Source organism: Exiguobacterium profundum (genome assembly GCF_042652865.1).
Taxonomy (GTDB): domain Bacteria; phylum Bacillota; class Bacilli; order Exiguobacteriales; family Exiguobacteriaceae; genus Exiguobacterium; species Exiguobacterium profundum.
Genome location: NZ_JBHSHG010000001.1, coordinates 1748000 through 1764599 on the forward strand (window position 1 = coordinate 1748000; position 16600 = coordinate 1764599).

The 16600-nt window shown below is 46.6% G+C and carries 17 protein-coding genes; 5 read left to right on the forward strand and 12 right to left on the reverse strand.

Going from position 1 to position 16600, the window contains the following annotated elements:
- Positions 1–6: 6 nt before the first annotated feature.
- From ACFO4U_RS08895 to ACFO4U_RS08915, 5 genes are all read right to left on the reverse strand, one after another.
- Positions 7–1056 carry a C45 family autoproteolytic acyltransferase/hydolase gene (locus ACFO4U_RS08895; protein ID WP_196431260.1) on the reverse strand — a complete coding sequence of 350 codons (1050 nt, stop codon included), beginning with the start codon at positions 1054–1056 and terminating at the stop codon, positions 7–9.
- A gap of 63 nt (positions 1057–1119) precedes the next feature.
- Positions 1120–2856 carry a methyl-accepting chemotaxis protein gene (locus ACFO4U_RS08900; protein WP_196431261.1) on the reverse strand — a complete coding sequence of 579 codons (1737 nt, stop codon included), beginning with the start codon at positions 2854–2856 and terminating at the stop codon, positions 1120–1122.
- 97 nt (positions 2857–2953) lie between these two features.
- A complete protein-coding gene (locus ACFO4U_RS08905; protein ID WP_074035755.1) occupies positions 2954–3409 on the reverse strand; it encodes a hypothetical protein in 456 nt (151 codons plus the stop codon).
- Positions 3410–3420: 11 nt separating this feature from the next.
- A complete protein-coding gene (fabZ, locus tag ACFO4U_RS08910) occupies positions 3421–3843 on the reverse strand; it encodes a 3-hydroxyacyl-ACP dehydratase FabZ (RefSeq protein WP_031422282.1) in 423 nt (140 codons plus the stop codon).
- Between the two features lie 13 nt (positions 3844–3856).
- Positions 3857–4117 (reverse strand): DNA-directed RNA polymerase subunit beta, encoded by a 261-nt coding sequence (locus ACFO4U_RS08915; RefSeq protein WP_031422281.1) that lies wholly within the window; start codon positions 4115–4117, stop codon positions 3857–3859.
- A 194-nt stretch (positions 4118–4311) separates the two neighbouring features.
- On the opposite strand from ACFO4U_RS08915, the gene mscL reads away from it, so the two are divergent.
- Positions 4312–4692 carry a large conductance mechanosensitive channel protein MscL gene (gene mscL / locus ACFO4U_RS08920; RefSeq protein ID WP_196431262.1) on the forward strand — a complete coding sequence of 127 codons (381 nt, stop codon included), beginning with the start codon at positions 4312–4314 and terminating at the stop codon, positions 4690–4692.
- Between the two features lie 16 nt (positions 4693–4708).
- Here mscL and ACFO4U_RS08925 read toward each other — a convergent pair whose 3' ends face one another.
- From ACFO4U_RS08925 to ACFO4U_RS08940, 4 genes are all read right to left on the reverse strand, one after another.
- Entirely contained in the window at positions 4709–5812 is a 1104-nt protein-coding gene (locus ACFO4U_RS08925) for a glycerate kinase family protein (RefSeq protein WP_196431263.1), read from the reverse strand.
- Positions 5813–5872: 60 nt separating this feature from the next.
- Entirely contained in the window at positions 5873–6655 is a 783-nt protein-coding gene (locus ACFO4U_RS08930; RefSeq protein WP_196431264.1) for a flagellar hook-basal body protein, read from the reverse strand.
- A gap of 11 nt (positions 6656–6666) precedes the next feature.
- The gene (locus tag ACFO4U_RS08935; RefSeq protein ID WP_159562963.1) at positions 6667–7440 is read right to left on the reverse strand and encodes a flagellar hook-basal body protein; all 774 of its coding nucleotides are present in this window, start codon (positions 7438–7440) and stop codon (positions 6667–6669) included.
- A 98-nt stretch (positions 7441–7538) separates the two neighbouring features.
- Complete coding sequence (locus ACFO4U_RS08940) at positions 7539–9494, reverse strand: HAMP domain-containing sensor histidine kinase (RefSeq protein WP_215243629.1); 1956 nt, start codon at positions 9492–9494, stop codon at positions 7539–7541.
- Positions 9495–9680: 186 nt separating this feature from the next.
- Between ACFO4U_RS08940 and ACFO4U_RS08945 the strand changes: the two genes are divergently transcribed.
- On the forward strand, positions 9681–11462 hold the full coding sequence (locus tag ACFO4U_RS08945) for a sensor histidine kinase (protein WP_196431266.1): 1782 nt from the start codon (positions 9681–9683) through the stop codon (positions 11460–11462).
- Positions 11443–12222 (forward strand): response regulator, encoded by a 780-nt coding sequence (locus ACFO4U_RS08950; RefSeq protein ID WP_159562966.1) that lies wholly within the window; start codon positions 11443–11445, stop codon positions 12220–12222. Before ACFO4U_RS08945 ends, ACFO4U_RS08950 begins: the two co-directional genes overlap by 20 nt.
- A 65-nt stretch (positions 12223–12287) precedes the next feature.
- Here the strand turns inward: ACFO4U_RS08950 and ACFO4U_RS08955 are convergent, their stop codons facing one another.
- Complete coding sequence (locus ACFO4U_RS08955) at positions 12288–13049, reverse strand: SDR family oxidoreductase (RefSeq protein ID WP_196431267.1); 762 nt, start codon at positions 13047–13049, stop codon at positions 12288–12290.
- A gap of 188 nt (positions 13050–13237) precedes the next feature.
- Between ACFO4U_RS08955 and ACFO4U_RS08960 the strand changes: the two genes are divergently transcribed.
- Positions 13238–13744, forward strand: coding sequence for a hypothetical protein (locus ACFO4U_RS08960; RefSeq protein WP_196431268.1), 507 nt, complete (start codon positions 13238–13240; stop codon positions 13742–13744).
- A 13-nt stretch (positions 13745–13757) separates the two neighbouring features.
- A complete protein-coding gene (locus ACFO4U_RS08965; protein ID WP_196431269.1) occupies positions 13758–14129 on the forward strand; it encodes a VOC family protein in 372 nt (123 codons plus the stop codon).
- Between the two features lie 41 nt (positions 14130–14170).
- Here ACFO4U_RS08965 and mreB read toward each other — a convergent pair whose 3' ends face one another.
- Positions 14171–15157 carry a rod shape-determining protein gene (gene mreB / locus ACFO4U_RS08970; protein WP_074035738.1) on the reverse strand — a complete coding sequence of 329 codons (987 nt, stop codon included), beginning with the start codon at positions 15155–15157 and terminating at the stop codon, positions 14171–14173.
- 81 nt (positions 15158–15238) lie between these two features.
- Positions 15239–16540 (reverse strand): UDP-N-acetylglucosamine 1-carboxyvinyltransferase, encoded by a 1302-nt coding sequence (gene murA / locus ACFO4U_RS08975; protein ID WP_012727351.1) that lies wholly within the window; start codon positions 16538–16540, stop codon positions 15239–15241.
- Between the last annotated feature and the right edge of the window lie 60 nt (positions 16541–16600).

A 16600-nucleotide genomic window follows, 5' to 3' on the forward strand; every position in this document is an offset into this window, starting at 1 on the left:
CAAACGTCAGCGCCAAAGTTGAACCGTATTCGCAAACTCGATATCTGTCGCCAATTCACCGTCAAGTGCATGAAGATCGAAATCTTCCCCATCGAGCCATTTTTGGAAGTCGAAGATGACCGGGTCACGGTCTCCACCGAGCGCAAACCAGGTCTCGAGCGTTTCAGGGAAATAAGCAGCCGTATGAATCGTTCCCGCCCAACTCTTGTACAATTCTGAAAAGACGCCCTTGTCGGTGTCGTTCATGAGACGGAATGCGCTCTCCGCATCTTGAATCAAGTGTTGCACGACTTTGATTTCCATCATGCGACGAGTCGAATCATCAAGATGATAGCGATTCTCGTGTTGGAGTAGTTCAAAATGGTTTGTACAGATATTCGATTCCCGTACTTGGATGTCTCGAGGCGTCGCCTCGATTACACGTGTTTTCGATGATTTGTCATGGACGACGTATGTGAATGACCCGCGATGCGGAATCTCTTTTAATAAATCGACTGCTTCTTCCACCGTCGCACATGTTTCTAGAATGATTCGTCCAATCATTTGACAGACAAACCCGTCCCCGGGTCGACGACGATTGATGAAATTGTAGCCCATGGCAAGTCCTTTTTCATTCATTCCGTCCATACGTCCGGTGACACGAGAGACCGGTCCGATGACCGCATACCCGTCATCCGGTTGAAAGACGTTGTATCGACCGTCATACGTCATCGGGTGATAATCGTAATTCCGAACGAGAAAGTTATCCCCCGTCAAAATCGAACAGCCGCTGATTGGATTGTTGACTCGAAAATGTCCGAAATGAAGTAACGTGTCATTGAGCGACAGCTTCAGCTCATCTTGTAACCCAATCAACTCTTCCCAAATCTTTGGAGCAAATTCATCGAAGGCAGCCTTTGCCTCAGTGGCATCAATCTCAAATCGCGGAACGCGTAGTTTCCACTGATCCGTCCGATTTTCGAGCAATTGACTGCGCTTAATATATTTTCCTTGAAATCGTCCGAAGTCATAATGACTTCCCCGAAACTGTGTCAGTTCACTAGAGAATTGTTGCATGAAAAAACCTCCCTTGCGCCCATTATAGCGGACGCACGAGAGGTCTGTCTGAAGTGAGACTGTTTATAACTTGAACTGTTGACTCATTCGTTGCATGTCCTCTGCCGTGCTCGACAAATCTTTTACGAGACGATTCATCGTCTCACTCGTCGCCGACATCTGTTCCGTCGAAGCAGCCACTTCCTCATTTCCGGCCGTACTTTCTTCTGAAATCGAAGCAATTTCAGACAGTCCATGTTGAATGTGGTCCTGGTTCGTCTTCACTCGATCGAGTTGGCCACGCATCGAACTCGTCAATTGTTGCATGTGACGAACGCTCTGTTCGATTTCAGTGAACGCACGCTTCGTTGATTCAAGTGTCGCTTTCCCTTCCTCTGCAGCCGTCATGCTCTCTGTAAAGGTTTGACCGAGCGCAATCGAGTTTTGTTTGACGCTTCCGACGATTTCCGAAATTTCACTGACAGACTCAGCGACACTATCCGAAAGTTTCCGAATCTCCGAGGCGACGACGGCAAACCCTTTTCCGTGTTCACCGGCCCGAGCCGCTTCAATCGCTGCATTGAGTGCAAGCAAGTTTGTCTGTTGTGAAATTTGACGAATCATCGTGACCAGTTCCGTCACCTCGTCCGCTTGTTGTTCAAAGTCGCGGACTTGTCCTTGTGATGTTTTCACTTGCGCATGAATGTGAGTCATTTGATTGACGGCACTCTCCATGTAACGTAGACCATCCATCGTCACCCGACTGACGACTTCCGCCTGCTCACTCACTTGTTCTCCGTCTGATGTCGTTTGCTCGACAAGTGTCGAAAATTCATTCATATGTCCGTAAAGACGCATCGTCAAGACACTTTGATTCTCAACACCGCTTGCGATTTCTTCCATCGTATAGGCAATTTGGCGAGAGGCATCATTTACCTCTTCTGAGATACCTGAAACGTTGCCACTCTCATCCCGTACCGTCTGTGCCGACGTTTGAATGCCGGAAATCAAATCTTTTAACATATGTGTCATCTTATCCATCGATACCGTCAGACGTTTGATTTCGTCATTAGATTTTAACTTAATACCTTCAACCGCAGTCGTCGCTGTCGCCAAATCACCTTCAGCAATGGATGTGGCCACACGTTCTAGCGCTTGAAGTGGACGCAATTTCCAGCCAAGATAACGCCAGATGATGATTCCCGAAACGACAAGGAGCACGAGTAAACCGATTAAGATTGGAACTAAACTCTCTTTTAAGACATCTCCTGTAATCGCGGAGACCTCAGTAGCAGCTTTATCAATTCCGAGTACCCCAACTACCTCGTTCCCTTGTTTAATCGGGACGAGCACCGTCACATACTTCCCGTACTCCGGATCATCGATGACATCTGTCGTGACCGTCTCTCCTTTGAATGCGGCCGTTGCTCCTTCATACGTCATCGCTGTAGTCGGAGACCCGATTTCTGCGGCATCCGCCTCGCTCAATCCGTCCACGATCATTCGAACTTCCTCACCCTCTGTGGCGATCGTGTATACATACATCGCTCCAATTTGCTGACGATATGCATCTAAATATTCACGAAACTGCTCATACTGCTCATTTTTTGACGGATTCGTTACGAAGGATGCATAGGCATCGACATCCAATGATTCACTAATCCGTTCACCATCTTCAATTAACGTCGCATGTAACGTACTGAGTACGGAATGCTTCGTACTGAAGTATTGCACTACTCCAAACAAAATGATGAGCAACGTGACGAAGACCAACATTGATGCTAGAATGCGCGTCTGTAACGACTCTGATTTCTGTTTCATCTCAAAATTCCTCCATTCTCTCCTTACTCTTTTTATCGGATAGAATAGACTTATCTCCACAAAAAAACAGGCGATTTTCGACAACATCGCCTGTTTCTTATTCACCATTTGTCGAATTAATGACTTCGAGTGGTATCGTGATTTCCGATTCACCTTCTTCAACGAGATGGAAGAGTGGAAGTGTCTCTGATACGAACAGATCCGGGTCTACGTCCGTCTGATACTCATACGTCCGAATATCCTCTTCACGCTCTGCAATCAGTTCACCAAACGGAATCGCAACGCGTTCGCCTTCGACCTCATAACTCATGACCGTCGTCGGATCAAGACGACGATTTTCGAGCATTCGAATCGTGAAGAGCATCGTCGTGTTATTCGTTCGCTCAAGAGAAACGGCGATTGCATCGGACTGTCCTGCACGTTTATCAATCATCGTTTCATCCACATTTTGTTCGTAAACGACGTTCTCTTCACTCGACTCTTCTGTCTGGAGCTGCTGACAACCCACAATCGTCATCAAGCCAACTAATAATACAATGACTAAAGCACGCATCCCATTTCTCCTTACTTCAAGGCGAAAGTGAGTTCTGCTTCACAAGCAACTTCTCCGTCGACCGTGGCCACGGCACGTCCTTTACCAATTGGTCCACGAATTTTCATGATTTCTACCTCGAGGCGAAGTTGATCACCCGGGACGACTTGGCGTTTGAAACGGCAGTTGTCAATCCCTGCAAAAAAGGCGAGCTTGCCTCGATTCGATTCGTCTTTCAACATTGCAAAAGCACCGACTTGTGCGAGTGCTTCAACAATCAAGACACCTGGCATGACATTATAGTCTGGGAAATGCCCGTTAAAGAACTCTTCATTCGCCGTGACATTTTTTAATCCAACAGCACGCTTCTTTTCCTCGACTTCAATAATTCGATCAATTAACAGAAACGGGTATCTGTGTGGGATTACTTCTTTGATTTGCTCAATTGTATACATCCATCCACCGCCTTTAAGAGGTTAGCCAAAAATCGGTGATATGGCGCCAGGTCTCGATGTCAAATACATCTTTCCAATCGCCTCCGCCAATGACGCTATATCCGATGACCGCTCCGAGGGCGAGCATCGCGATTGCCAACACTAAAACAACGAGCACGCGCAGTAAAATCGGGAATCGACGATGATTCGATAATCGCGATTGCTTTTTCTGCTTCGTCTCTTGTTCTGGTGAACCTTTTTGTTCTTCCGAACTCGTCTGTTCATCGTTCGCCACGTCCAACCATCCTTTCAGCTAAAATGATTATATCATATTAGTACCTGGTATTAAAATGCGTAAATTGCTACCTTTTTAGTGTACCCTATGCAGAAAAGTCGAACAAGCATCCTTCCCTGATAGAAGTCGAACGATTTATTTCTTTCCCTTCAAATATGCTACGCTTAGACTATTCAACGTCAGGAGGTTTGTCTATGTGGAATGAATTTAAAAAATTCGCAATGCGGGGGAACGTCATCGACTTGGCGATTGCTGTCGTACTCGGTGCAGCGTTCACTGCAATCGTGAACTCACTCGTCAACGATATCTTTATGCCGCTTCTCGGAATCATTATTGGAGGAATCGATTTTTCTAGCTTAAAAGCAAGTGTACTCGGAGTGGACGTGTTATATGGCAATTTTATTCAACAGATTGTGTCCTTCTTCTTGATCGCCATCGCCCTCTTTTTGATTGTCAAAGTCATCAATCGTTTACAGCGTGAAAAAGAAGTGGAGGAAGCTGCTATTCCGACACCAACGAAAGAAGAGCAACTGTTGACAGAGATTCGTGATCTGCTAAAAAATCGTTCTTTATGAATGCGAAGGCGCCCGACTACTGTCGTGGCGCCTTTTCAATAAGGTGACGCACGCGTTGGACCGCATTCGTCAGCAACGGAGCTGCTTCCCAAATCGCTTCTTCTAACGTCATGATCCGAGACACGATTGGAAAAATGGCGACGATGCCGGACTCCATATGCGATGTGTAATCGGACTGTCCGGTGAAGACGAGGGTCGGGACCCCATGCGTATTCGCAAGGCGTGCCAACCCATACGGTGCCTTTCCCTCAAAGCTTTGCGCGTCAAATTTACCCTCTCCTGTAATCAGCCAATCTGCTTTTTCTAACTGTTCTTCGAGCTTAGACCAACTGACCACTTCTTCGATGCCACTCACGTAGATTGCACCAAGCTGCAATAGCGCAAAGCCGATGCCGCCAGCCGCCCCTGCTCCAGGAAGTGCTCTTCTATCCACTTCAAAACAGTTCGCGTAGTGATCGAGGATCCGGTCATATCGCTTCACTACATCTGCCGCCAATCCTTTCTGGGGTCCGAACACATAGGCTGCTCCGCTTCCACCAATCAATGGGTTCTGTACATCGGAAGACATTCTCCATACGACCTCGCGCGCACGCGGATGAAGACCGGACCAATCAATTGATGCCACTTCTTCTAGTCGATGGGGAATGGTCGATAACACAGAGCCGTTCGCATCAAGAAAACGAACACCTAACGCTTCGAGCAATCCTTTCCCACCATCCATCGTTCCGCTCCCTCCGAGCCCGATGGTGATGATCTTCGCCCCACGCTCTAGCGCTTGAACGATCTGTTGACCGACTCCGACTGAACTGTAGCGCCACGGATCGACATGAGCGAGGAGTGTCAATCCTGCTGTTTCCGCCACTTCGATTACCGCGTGCCTCGTTGACGGCTCGAAACCAAAACGTGCAACGCGCTGTATTCCATCCAAGCACACGACATTTTCTTCTATAATGGTTCCTTCTGCATGTGTCGCAATCCAAGCATCCAAAAAACCTTCTCCTCCGTCAGAGATCGGTATGATGGTGACCTCATGCCCTTCAAGCGCACGAAGGACCGCTTGATTTGCTTCCATACTCGAAAGTGAGCCTTTGAATGAATCCATCGCGACTACAATCCGCATTGATGCTTCTCCCCCTTTGTCTATAAAAAAACCGCTTCTCGGCTCGAGAAGCGGTATGCGTTATGGACGTAACGCCGTGACAAGCCCCATCATCTGATCGCTCATCGACATCGCCCGTGAGTTCATTTGATATGCTCGTTGTGTGATTGTCATATCAGTCATCTCTTTCGTCAAATCAACGTTCGATGACTCGAGTGTCCCTTCAATCAATAGATTTCCGAGTGGACGATCGACTTCGGTCTCCAAATCCGCTTCGAACACGTTATCACCGAGCGGACGTAATTCCGACGTATTGCGGACTTCTACGATGTCGAGACGTCCGAATTCTTGTTCAACGCCATTCACACTCGCAACGACCACACCGTCTTGACGAATGCGCTGATTCGTCGCATCGTTCGGCATCGTGATTGGATTACCGTCATCTCCAAGAAGCGGATTCCCGTTCACATCAACGAGCGTCGTCTCGTCACCGACTGACAATTGCATGTTTCCACTTCGAGTCACCCCGACACCGTTCGGCGTGTCCACGACAAAAAATTGACGGCTCGCCTTTAAAAAGACGTCCAATCCACGATCTGTCGTACGTACTTGTCCGATATTGAACTGCTGTGTAATATCGGCGACATGTCCCCCGACTCCAATCCGAATCCCGTTCGGTGTGTCTCGACCGACTTCGAATTCAGGACGCGGTTGGTTGTTATACGCCTGCGACAATAGCGAAGCAAAATGCCCCTGTTGACGCTTAAAGCCGACCGTATCGACATTTGCGATATTGTGACCTGTCACATCTAATTGACGCTGAAGTTGAGACAGAGAGTTGACCGAGTTATAAATGGACTGCATGGTGTTCCTCCTTAACGAATACGAGCGATTTCGATTGCCCGCTCGGCACTTTTATCATACGCTTGGACGACCTTTTGATTCGCCTCAAACTGACGATACGTCATCATCAAGTCTGCCATCGTCTGGTCGAGGTTGACGTTCGCTTCTTCAATAAATCCTTGTAGTACTTCGACCTGGGCCGGCGCCGGGGCATCACCCGTCACACGCCAGTCATTGCCGACTTGTTCAAGAGTCGTCAAGTCATCGATTTGGTAGGCACCAAGAGTCGCCACGTTTTGTCCAAGCGATGTGATGACGCCATCTTTCCCAACTTGAAACTCACTCGATGGTAATTGGATTCGTTCCCCTTCATCAGAAAGGATATATCCGCCGTCCGCAGAACGAAGGAAGAGCGTCTCATCGATCGAGAAGCGTCCATTTGTCGTATATAACGTCTCGCCGCCTTGTTCGACTGCAAACATCGGGGCTCCCGCAAAATCAGTAGGTGCCTTTAAATACAGGTCGGTCGGGCTACCGGATTCTGTGATACTCCCAGCTGAGAATCGGGGCATTGTTTCTTGAAGATAGACGCCCATTGATAGGGTACCTACTTCTCCCTTCACGCGCGATTTCGCGTTATCCGGATTGCTGACTTGTGCAAGAAGCATCTCCGGAAACGAACGTACCACGCCATCAGACGCTTTGAAGCCTGGTGTTCTCACATTACCAAGGTTGTTGCTCAAAATCTCTTGTTGGCGTTGCAGGGCATTCATCGCTCCCGCTGCTGTATATAATCCGCGTAGCATAATCGTCTTCCTTTCATCCTATAACATGATTCACTCTCTATATCGTACCAAACGAGCGTGACATTCACCGTTTTTTCAAAAAAAGTTCATCCCATAAATTAGGATGAACTCTCTTCATTGACATGGTCGACCATCGGTAACTCGACAATCATCGTCGTTCCTTCTCCTAGTTGAGATTGAACAGAGATGGTACCACCGTGCAGTTGAACGATTTCTTTACAGATTGCTAAACCTAATCCGGTTCCACCAATGCGTTTACTTTCTTCCGATGCCGAACGATAAAATTTATCAAAGATTCGTGTTGCATCTTCTTCCGAAAGTCCTAACCCTTCATCCGTGATCCCGATTTGAATCGTGTCATCTTCACACGTGACATCGACTGTCACATTCCCACCGCGTGGAGAATACTTGATGGCATTGTTCAAGATGTTCGAGAATACTTGACGTAATTGGGCCGGATCTCCCGCGACGAATAGCGATTCATCACAATCAAAGTGGAAGAAATGATGCTCCGTCGACCCTGCGTGGATTTCGAGTAGATCTGATAATAAATCATATAGACTCTCTACTTTAAAGTCAGGTACGCTCATACCCGCCTCCATTTTTTGAACATCTAGCAAGTCACTCACGAGTCGTTCGAGCCGCTTTGTCTCACTCGCAATCATGTCTAAATAGCGCTCTCGCTTCGTGTTTTCCAATTGACGACTTTTGAGCAGTTCTGAAAAACCAAGAATCGAGGTAAGGGGCGTCCGAAGCTCATGTGATACTGTCGCTACAAGCTCTGTTTTCAAGCGATTGATTTCTGTTTCCTGGGTAATATCTCGTGAAACGAAGATGACACCTACACGTTCATTTTGAAGATCAATCGGTTCGGCGTACATGCGAATCGTTTTCTGACCCTCATGCATCGTATACGTGAACGCTTCGTCGAACATACCTTCTTCTTTAGCACGCTTCGTGAAGCGATTCAGTCCCTCTTGATCATCAATCTGGTTCATGAACATCGGGTAATACATCGCAATCGGGTATAGACTGCCCCGTTCTGTTGATGGAATCGGATGTTCATATAACTCAAAGAGCGCACTGTTCCCAAAGCGTTCATTCGTCTTGAGTTCCGTGTAGACGATAGAATCGCGCATCGTGTGCAAAATTCGAGCGGTCTTCTCTCGTTCGAGATTCACTTGATCTTGTTGGCTCCTAAGTGAGGTCGCCATCTCATTAAACGCTTTCGACAGTTGTCCGACTTCGTTTTGTAGCGGTTTAATCGGGATGAGCGTTGCACTCGGATTACTCGCAAGTCGCTCACTGTTAACCATCAGCGTCTGCAGTTGATTGGTCAACCTTAAAATATATGGCTGCAACCCGACAAACAATATGAACAATGCCCCGAGTAGAATCAAAAGCCACATCCATTGGGCTTTCACCAACTGTTTTGACAGCGCATCTCGCAATTCACTTTCTTGAAAATCAAGATTTTGTCGATAGTCGGTAAAGACCGACTCCATATCGACGATGCTCGCGCTCATATCGGCAGCACTACTTGAGTTCAATTTAAATCGCGTCTGAGTCGACGTTTCATTTTTCGGCATGAATTGCCCGACCGTACGCATTTGCAGGAAGGATTCATCAATTTCTCCTGCCTGCTTCGCAACCACATATTCTTCAAGTGCCGGCATGACGCGTGTTGTATAAATGGAGAAGAGAAGTCTCGCATCCTCTGCGAACTGTACTTCTTCCGCGTTTCTTGCTTGTGTCTCGAACCATGTCGTTTGCTCGTCGATGTTCGTTTGAGCTGTTCTTACTTCTTCTAATAGCGCACTTTCTCCTAGCAGGACGTGCCCTCGTAATTCATATTGCATCGATTGCCACGTTTCAAACAGGTCTGTCGCCCGTGCACGTTGCTCACTGATTCTTTCTAATTTTACGGTCGTCTCTTGAATCGATTGCTGTGTATAAAAATAGGTTCCAATTGACGTGAGCGTCACTAAGGCAATCAATATATAGAAAATTGTCATAACTTGTCGACTAATGCGTTGTTCAATCCAACGTTTCATGGAATGCCTTCTTCCTTCACTCTTAGAATGCTTCACCTCGTACGGTGAATGACTTTTTCTGTTCAAACAAAAAAAGTTCGGGTACGATGATGAGACGGAGAGTCACTTCAAAAATCCATTCACCTAATAGGAAGAATAACGGAAGGACCTCACAAGAAACTCACAAAGATTGAAGGGAATGTGCACATGACGCGTAATCGAATGACGTTTATCTTCATCCTTGTGATGTTGATTGGCGTCAGTCTCACTTTATTGATTCGACATCAGTCGATTAATCCAACCGTCACCGTTGACAAGGGCGAAGCTTCTCTTCTCTCTTCTACTGTTGACGAAGAGATTTTACGACTAGACGGCTCATGGCGTTATGAGTCAGGAATTGTCAGCCAAGTTGATCGTCGCTCCTATCGAACCATTCCGTTTACAACCCCTTATCGTGAATCTACCTACGAACTCGATATCGCGTTGCCAACCGGTACGTATGCCTTGCTCATTCCAAAGTCCCTATCATCCTCTAAGATTTTGATAGATGGGAAAATGGTTGAAACGATACAAATTGGAAACAATCGTCTCGTCGAGCAGCCGTCTCTCCTCCTGCTCGATGATGAGACAAAACAATTCCGACTGACGATTCAACATGAACGACAGGCAGGTAATTTCGCACCCATCGAAGAAAGTATATTGGTCGGACCGTTACATGCCATCATGACCACTCAAAATGCTTATGCCGGCTACGAATTTTTCATGTTGCTCATTTCACTTTTGATTGCCATGTTCTATGCCATCGTCTATCTCTTTCACCGAAATGAACGGTTGTATGGTTTCGGAACAGCTTTCTTTTTTTTGACGAGTTTTTCAATCATGTCCCGAGACGGCATGTGGATCTCGGGTAGTGATAAGTTGACGTTAAGTTTAGCCTTACTGAGCATCATCATGTTAATCGAGTTTTCGCGATGTTTGGAACGTGTGTCATTTGACCGGTTTTTGGCCATTTCGAGATATCCACTATATGGATTGACTGTACTAGCCATCTTCCTGCCCTCTTCCGTTTACGAAGTGTATGAATACTTTGTATGGATGATCGTTTTATTTATCACGTTCTTCTGGGTCGGATTGAATATTGGATGGCTTCTTGAAAAGTACAAGACAGGCAATCCGCTCGAGTTACTAACCTTCACGCTCGCCCAACTCGTCGGGTATATCGGAATCATGACGTCGACGTTCATCGTCTCGCCCAATCAGCAGCTGTACGCCAATACGTTTACCATCATCTATTTCCTATTGATGTTTTTACTTCTACCGATTCACTTGTCTACCGACAAAAGGAAAAAGCAACAAGTCGAGGTGTTGGCTTCTCAGCACGAGATGTCCTTCTTTAATGCTCAAATCAAACCTCACTTCCTTTACAATACGTTCGGGAATGTGATTGCACTCTGTTACACATCTCCACCCGATGCTGCTCGTCTACTCAGTCACTTGAGCACTTATGTCCGCTTCATTTTTGAAAATGGTCGAACTGAAAATGAGATATCGATTCGTCAAGAAGTCGATATGATTGACTCGTATCTCGCCATTGAACAGACACGGTTTCGTGATTCGTTCTACGTCGAGAAAGAAATTGATGAATCTCTTCTCGACTGTTCGATTCCACCTTTATTGATTCAACCACTCGTTGAAAATGCCGTGCGACATGGTCTCTATCGACACCCAGGACAAAAGCGATTGACACTTTCTATCCAGGAACGAAACGGAATGATTGAGGTTTATGTTCAAGATACAGGGAGTGGGTTTGATCCAAACGTATCAAACAAAACATCTGGGATTGGGATTTGCAATATTAAAAGTCGAATCGAACACCTTCATGGTGCAACGTTTGACTTAGCTTCCACTTTGAAAAAAGGCACCACCATTCACCTGCGTTTACCAAAACAGGAAAGGACGAATCATTTAGATGCGTACGATTTTAATTGAAGATGAACATCATATTTTAGGAATGATGGAGCGGATTGTAAAAGAGGAGCCGTCTCTTGAGTGGATTGGTTCATTCCAAAGTCCGGTTCAAGCTCTCACTTTTATTCAAGAGCACCCGGTAGACCTTGTCTTTTTAGATATCGAGATGCCTGAAATGACGGGACTCGAATTGGCGACCTATTTGCCGGAACGGACACAAGTCGTCTTCACGACCGCCCATCAACAGTATGCCGTTGAAGCGTTCAATTTGCATGCCACGCATTACTTGTTGAAGCCCATCACAGAGCAGATGATTCATAACGTCATTCCGCGTATCATCCAGCGCTATGAGGCGATTCAACAAAAGAATCTCAATCAATCTTGTCGCATACAATTTCTAGATCGTTTTTCGGTACGAACACAAGATGGAAATCTTGTGAAGTGGCCAACACAAAAAACAGAGGAGTTATTTGCCTACTTAGTTTTTCATCGTAAGCAGGTCATTAATAAGTGGGTGCTTGCCGAAACCCTTTACCCGGACATCGATGAACCACAACGCGCCTTACACAACGTATACAACACGATTTATCGATTGAAAAAGACGTTAGCTGAACATGAACTCGATATAACTGTTAATACAATAAATAATGGCTATTCTATCGAACTTGGTGATTCCTGTGCCTGTGATTATTACGATTGGCTTGATGCACCTAATCCTTCAATTTCTAAAACAGACTTAAAAAATCGTTTATTTGTTGATAAAGACTATACATGGCATTGAAAAAAGACATCTCACACTTAAAGTGAGATGTCTTTTTTTTTATTGTATCCATCGAACGTTCTCTATTAGCGCCCAGTAAACCCTCCGTCAACGTGAAGATGTTGGCCATTCACCCATGCGCCGTCTGGGCCCATCAAGAAAGCGACGAAGCGAGCCGTATCTTCAGGCGTCCCCATTCGCTTGTAAGGAAATAATGGTAGCAAGTGTTCGCGAAGTTCGTCATTGATCCAACCCGTATCCGTCGGTCCCGGATCGAACGCATTCACCGAAATGCCGTATTCTCCTAATCCATTCGCCAACGCAGGTGTGATGGCAATCAATGCACCTTTCGTTGCGATGTAGGCCAGGTTATTCGCATCCGGTCCCCCCGATACGAAGAACAGGATTCGCCCATCTTGATGTCCCGCTTGTTTATAGCGCTCAATAAACGCAAAGGTGAGTCCGAGTGTCCCTTCGTTATTCACCAGGTAATGTTTTCTCAATACGTCGGTTGTAAAGTTCTCAACGTTGACATGTCGCTCATAGGTCGCGTTATGGATTAGCCTGCTCGGTATACCAAGTTTAGCTTCCATTCGATCAAGTAATCCGACCTCGTCTCCTGAAGCCAAATCGTATGCCTCATGCTCGACACGGGTCCCTTCTTCAGTCAGTTCTTGAACCAATCGTTCGATGAAGCCAATTTCTTCCCCGATTCCTTCTTTAGCGTCAAACGGACTCCAGTGCGTCAAGTACAAGTCATGTCCTTCAGAAGCAAGTTTTCGCGCAATCGCAGCACCGATGCCTTGATTGCGACTGACGCCAGTAATGAGTGTAAGTGGTTTGTTCATGATGTCCTCCGATTCTATTTGATTATTCTGTTCAGTCTATTAGTGAATCGGTGCCATCATGATTCCCCTCTCATTGATTAATGATTTCATTATATACAATTTTTCCCACGAATGACCTATATATTCGTATCCTCTTTAGATATGATGGACATATATGATTCATCACATCGGTATTGGGAGGCGCTTATTTGAAAAAGTTGATCATAACGACATTTTGTACATGGATATTGAGTGCTTTGCTCTATGCTGCCTTGACGGATGAATCATTTGTCACGCTTACCCAATCCGTCGACGTCAATCAGAACGTGTTGGAGCGCTACTTGACAACTCAAGTCATGTCTCCTAATTTCGGTGGGGATGTTTATGCCAGCTATCAAATCCTCGGGACGAGTACGACTCGACAGGAAGTGTATGTATGGGTGCTTCTACAAGAATATTATCCTAACCATCAACAACTTGAGCGAGGGACCGGAATGTCTGCTCCAATCGTCTTAAACATTGACCATTCCTCAGGGGTCTCTCGGATTGTCAATCATACGTTACCTCGAGATGGCTCATATTATCCTAGCGACTTACATACCCTATTCCCATTACATATTTCTATCGGCTTAATGTCTCACCCAACAGGACTTACCAACCGTCTCCAACGTCAACTTGAATCAGAGTTACCCCTTCCTGTTTCAAATACATATTGAAAGGATGAATCCCATGAGCCTCATTCAACAAATTAAACAAATCTACATCCCTGTCAAAGAGTTAGACCGTGCCGTTCAATTCTATCGAGACACGCTTGAGGTACCCTTTCTCTTTCAAGCAGGATTGCTCGCATTTTTCGACTGTGGGGGCATTCGCCTCATGTTGTCCCCTCCAGAGAATGATGTTTTTGCAAAATCAAGTCCAATTCTCTATTTGAGTATCGCATCCATCGATGACGCTTATGCTCAGTTGAAAAATGCAGGAGTGACTTTCATTGATGAACCACACTGTGTGGCAAAAATGGGGACGACAGAAACGTGGATGAGTTTCTTCAAAGATTCTGAAGGTAACGTGTTGGCACTCGTCTCCGAAATATTGAGTTGAACATACAAAAAACAAGCGACCGCACGCGGTCGCTTGTCTGTTTATTTCAATCGATCTAAGTTTTCGAGCATGATCCCCGTTCCGTGCGCGACACTGAGTGTCGGCTCCTCGGCCATCATGACCGGCAACATGACACGCTCTGCGACGAGTTGGTCAAGACCGTGAAGGAGTGATCCCCCACCTGTCATGATGATTCCGCGGTCGATGATATCCGCTGCAAGTTCTGGTGGTGTCTGTTCAAGGACACGCTTCGCTGCTTCGACGATTTCATTAGCTGATTCAGCCATCGCTTCACGAAGTTCTTCTGACGTAATGGTCACCGTACGAGGCAATCCACGTACCATGTCACGTCCACGAATATCCATCGATTCGTTACGCCCTCCTGGGAAGACCGTCGCGATTTCTTTCTTGATTTGTTCAGCCGTACGTTCTCCGATGATCAGCTTGTGCTTCTCTTTGATGGCACGAAGGATGTCCGTATCGAAGCGATCCCCTGCAATCTTGATAGTCTCACCGCAGACGATGTCTCCCATTGATAAAATGGCGACGTCGGTCGTCCCACCACCAATGTCAATGATCATGTGACCAACCGGCTTCCAAATATCCATGCCTGAACCGACTGCCGCAGCTTTTGGTTCGACGGCGAGGAAGACTTCTTTCGCGCCAGCTTTCTCAGCAGCTTCACGAATGGCTTTTGCTTCAACCGGCGTGACGTTCGCAGGTGTACAAATCAGCATGCGGATGCCTCCGAAGAAGCCTCGGACTTGAATTTTCTCGATGAAGTGACGGAGCATTTCTTCTGTTGTGGCGAAATCGGCGATGACTCCGTCACGGAGAGGACGGATCGCCACGATATCACCAGGTGTACGACCAACCATCTCATACGCTTCTGAACCGACTGCTAGTACTTTTCCTGTAGAGCGTTTTATCGCAACGACTGAAGGTTCGTCTAAGACGATTCCTTTCCCTTTGACGTGAATGACAACGTTTGCTGTCCCTAAATCAATCCCGATATCTTTTGAAAACATGATGTATAGGTTCCTCCGTTCGTTTCTTCATTGAAAAGAGCGAGAAGAGTCTCTCCTCGCCCTCTAATTCGTGCTCGTTTCTTAGTTCTGAACCATTTCTTCAGCAACTTCGACAGTTCCTTCAATACGCTCGATGTCAGCACCGAGTGCTTGAAGTTTCTTGTGGAAGTCAACGTATCCACGGTCGATATGATATAAATCTCCAACGCGTGTCTCTTCTTCCGCGATGAGACCTGCTAGAATAAGTGCTGCTCCGGCACGAAGGTCCGTTGCGACAACTTCCGCTCCTTGAAGGCGTACGCCACCTTTGACGATTGCTGAACGTCCTTCAATCTTAATGTCCGCGTTCATACGACGGAACTCTTCGACGTGCATAAAGCGATTCTCAAACACCGTTTCCGTGATGACAGATGTACCGCCCGCTTTCAAGACGAGTGCCATCATTTGTGACTGCATGTCTGTCGGGAATCCTGGGTGTGGCATCGTCTTCACATCAACCGGCTTCAATTCGTCTGGTGCCGTGACACGCATGCCTTCTGCCGTATCCTCGAAGTGGACACCCATTTCTTCCATTTTTGAAATCAATGGACGAAGGTGCTCACGTTCTGCACCGATGACTTCGATGTCACTACCTGTGATCGCACCAGCAACGAGGAACGTACCTGCTTCGATACGGTCTGGAATAATCGAGTGTTCTGCACCGCGAAGTGTTTCTACACCTTCGATGCGGATTGTTTCTGTACCTGCACCGCGAACGTGTGCGCCCATTCCGTTTAAGAAGTTCGCAAGGTCGACGATCTCAGGTTCTTTTGCAACGTTCTCGATGATAGTCGTACCCTCTGCAAGCACAGCTGCCATCATGATGTTCTCTGTCGCACCAACAGATGGGAAGTCCAAGTAGATTTTAGCACCTTGGAGACGGCCTTCTACAGAAGCTTCTACGAATCCGTTTCCGATGACCGTTTTCGCACCCATCGCTTCGAATCCTTTTAAGTGGAGGTCAATCGGACGTGAGCCGATTGAGCATCCGCCCGGCATTGCTACACGAGCGTGACCGAGACGGGCAAGAAGAGGTCCCATGACGAGGATTGAAGCACGCATCTTCCGCACGTACTCAAGCGGTGCTTCATCTTTGATGTCGCCCGACGCATCGACAGTTACTTCATTCTTTTCTTCATTGAACGATACCTCTGCACCGAGGTGACGAAGTACTTTGTTAATCGTGTACACGTCAGCAAGACGTGGTACGTTTTGTAAGATTGACTTTCCTTCGCTAGCTAATAGAGTGGCAACCAATGTTTTGAGTACGGCGTTTTTTGCTCCCTCAACGCGCACAGTACCTGACAGTTTACGTCCTCCACGGACTACGATCAAATCCTTCATATCTCTCTTTGTCCTCCAACTTCATTGTTTTTTTATATAGTGCGTCGATATCCGAATCCG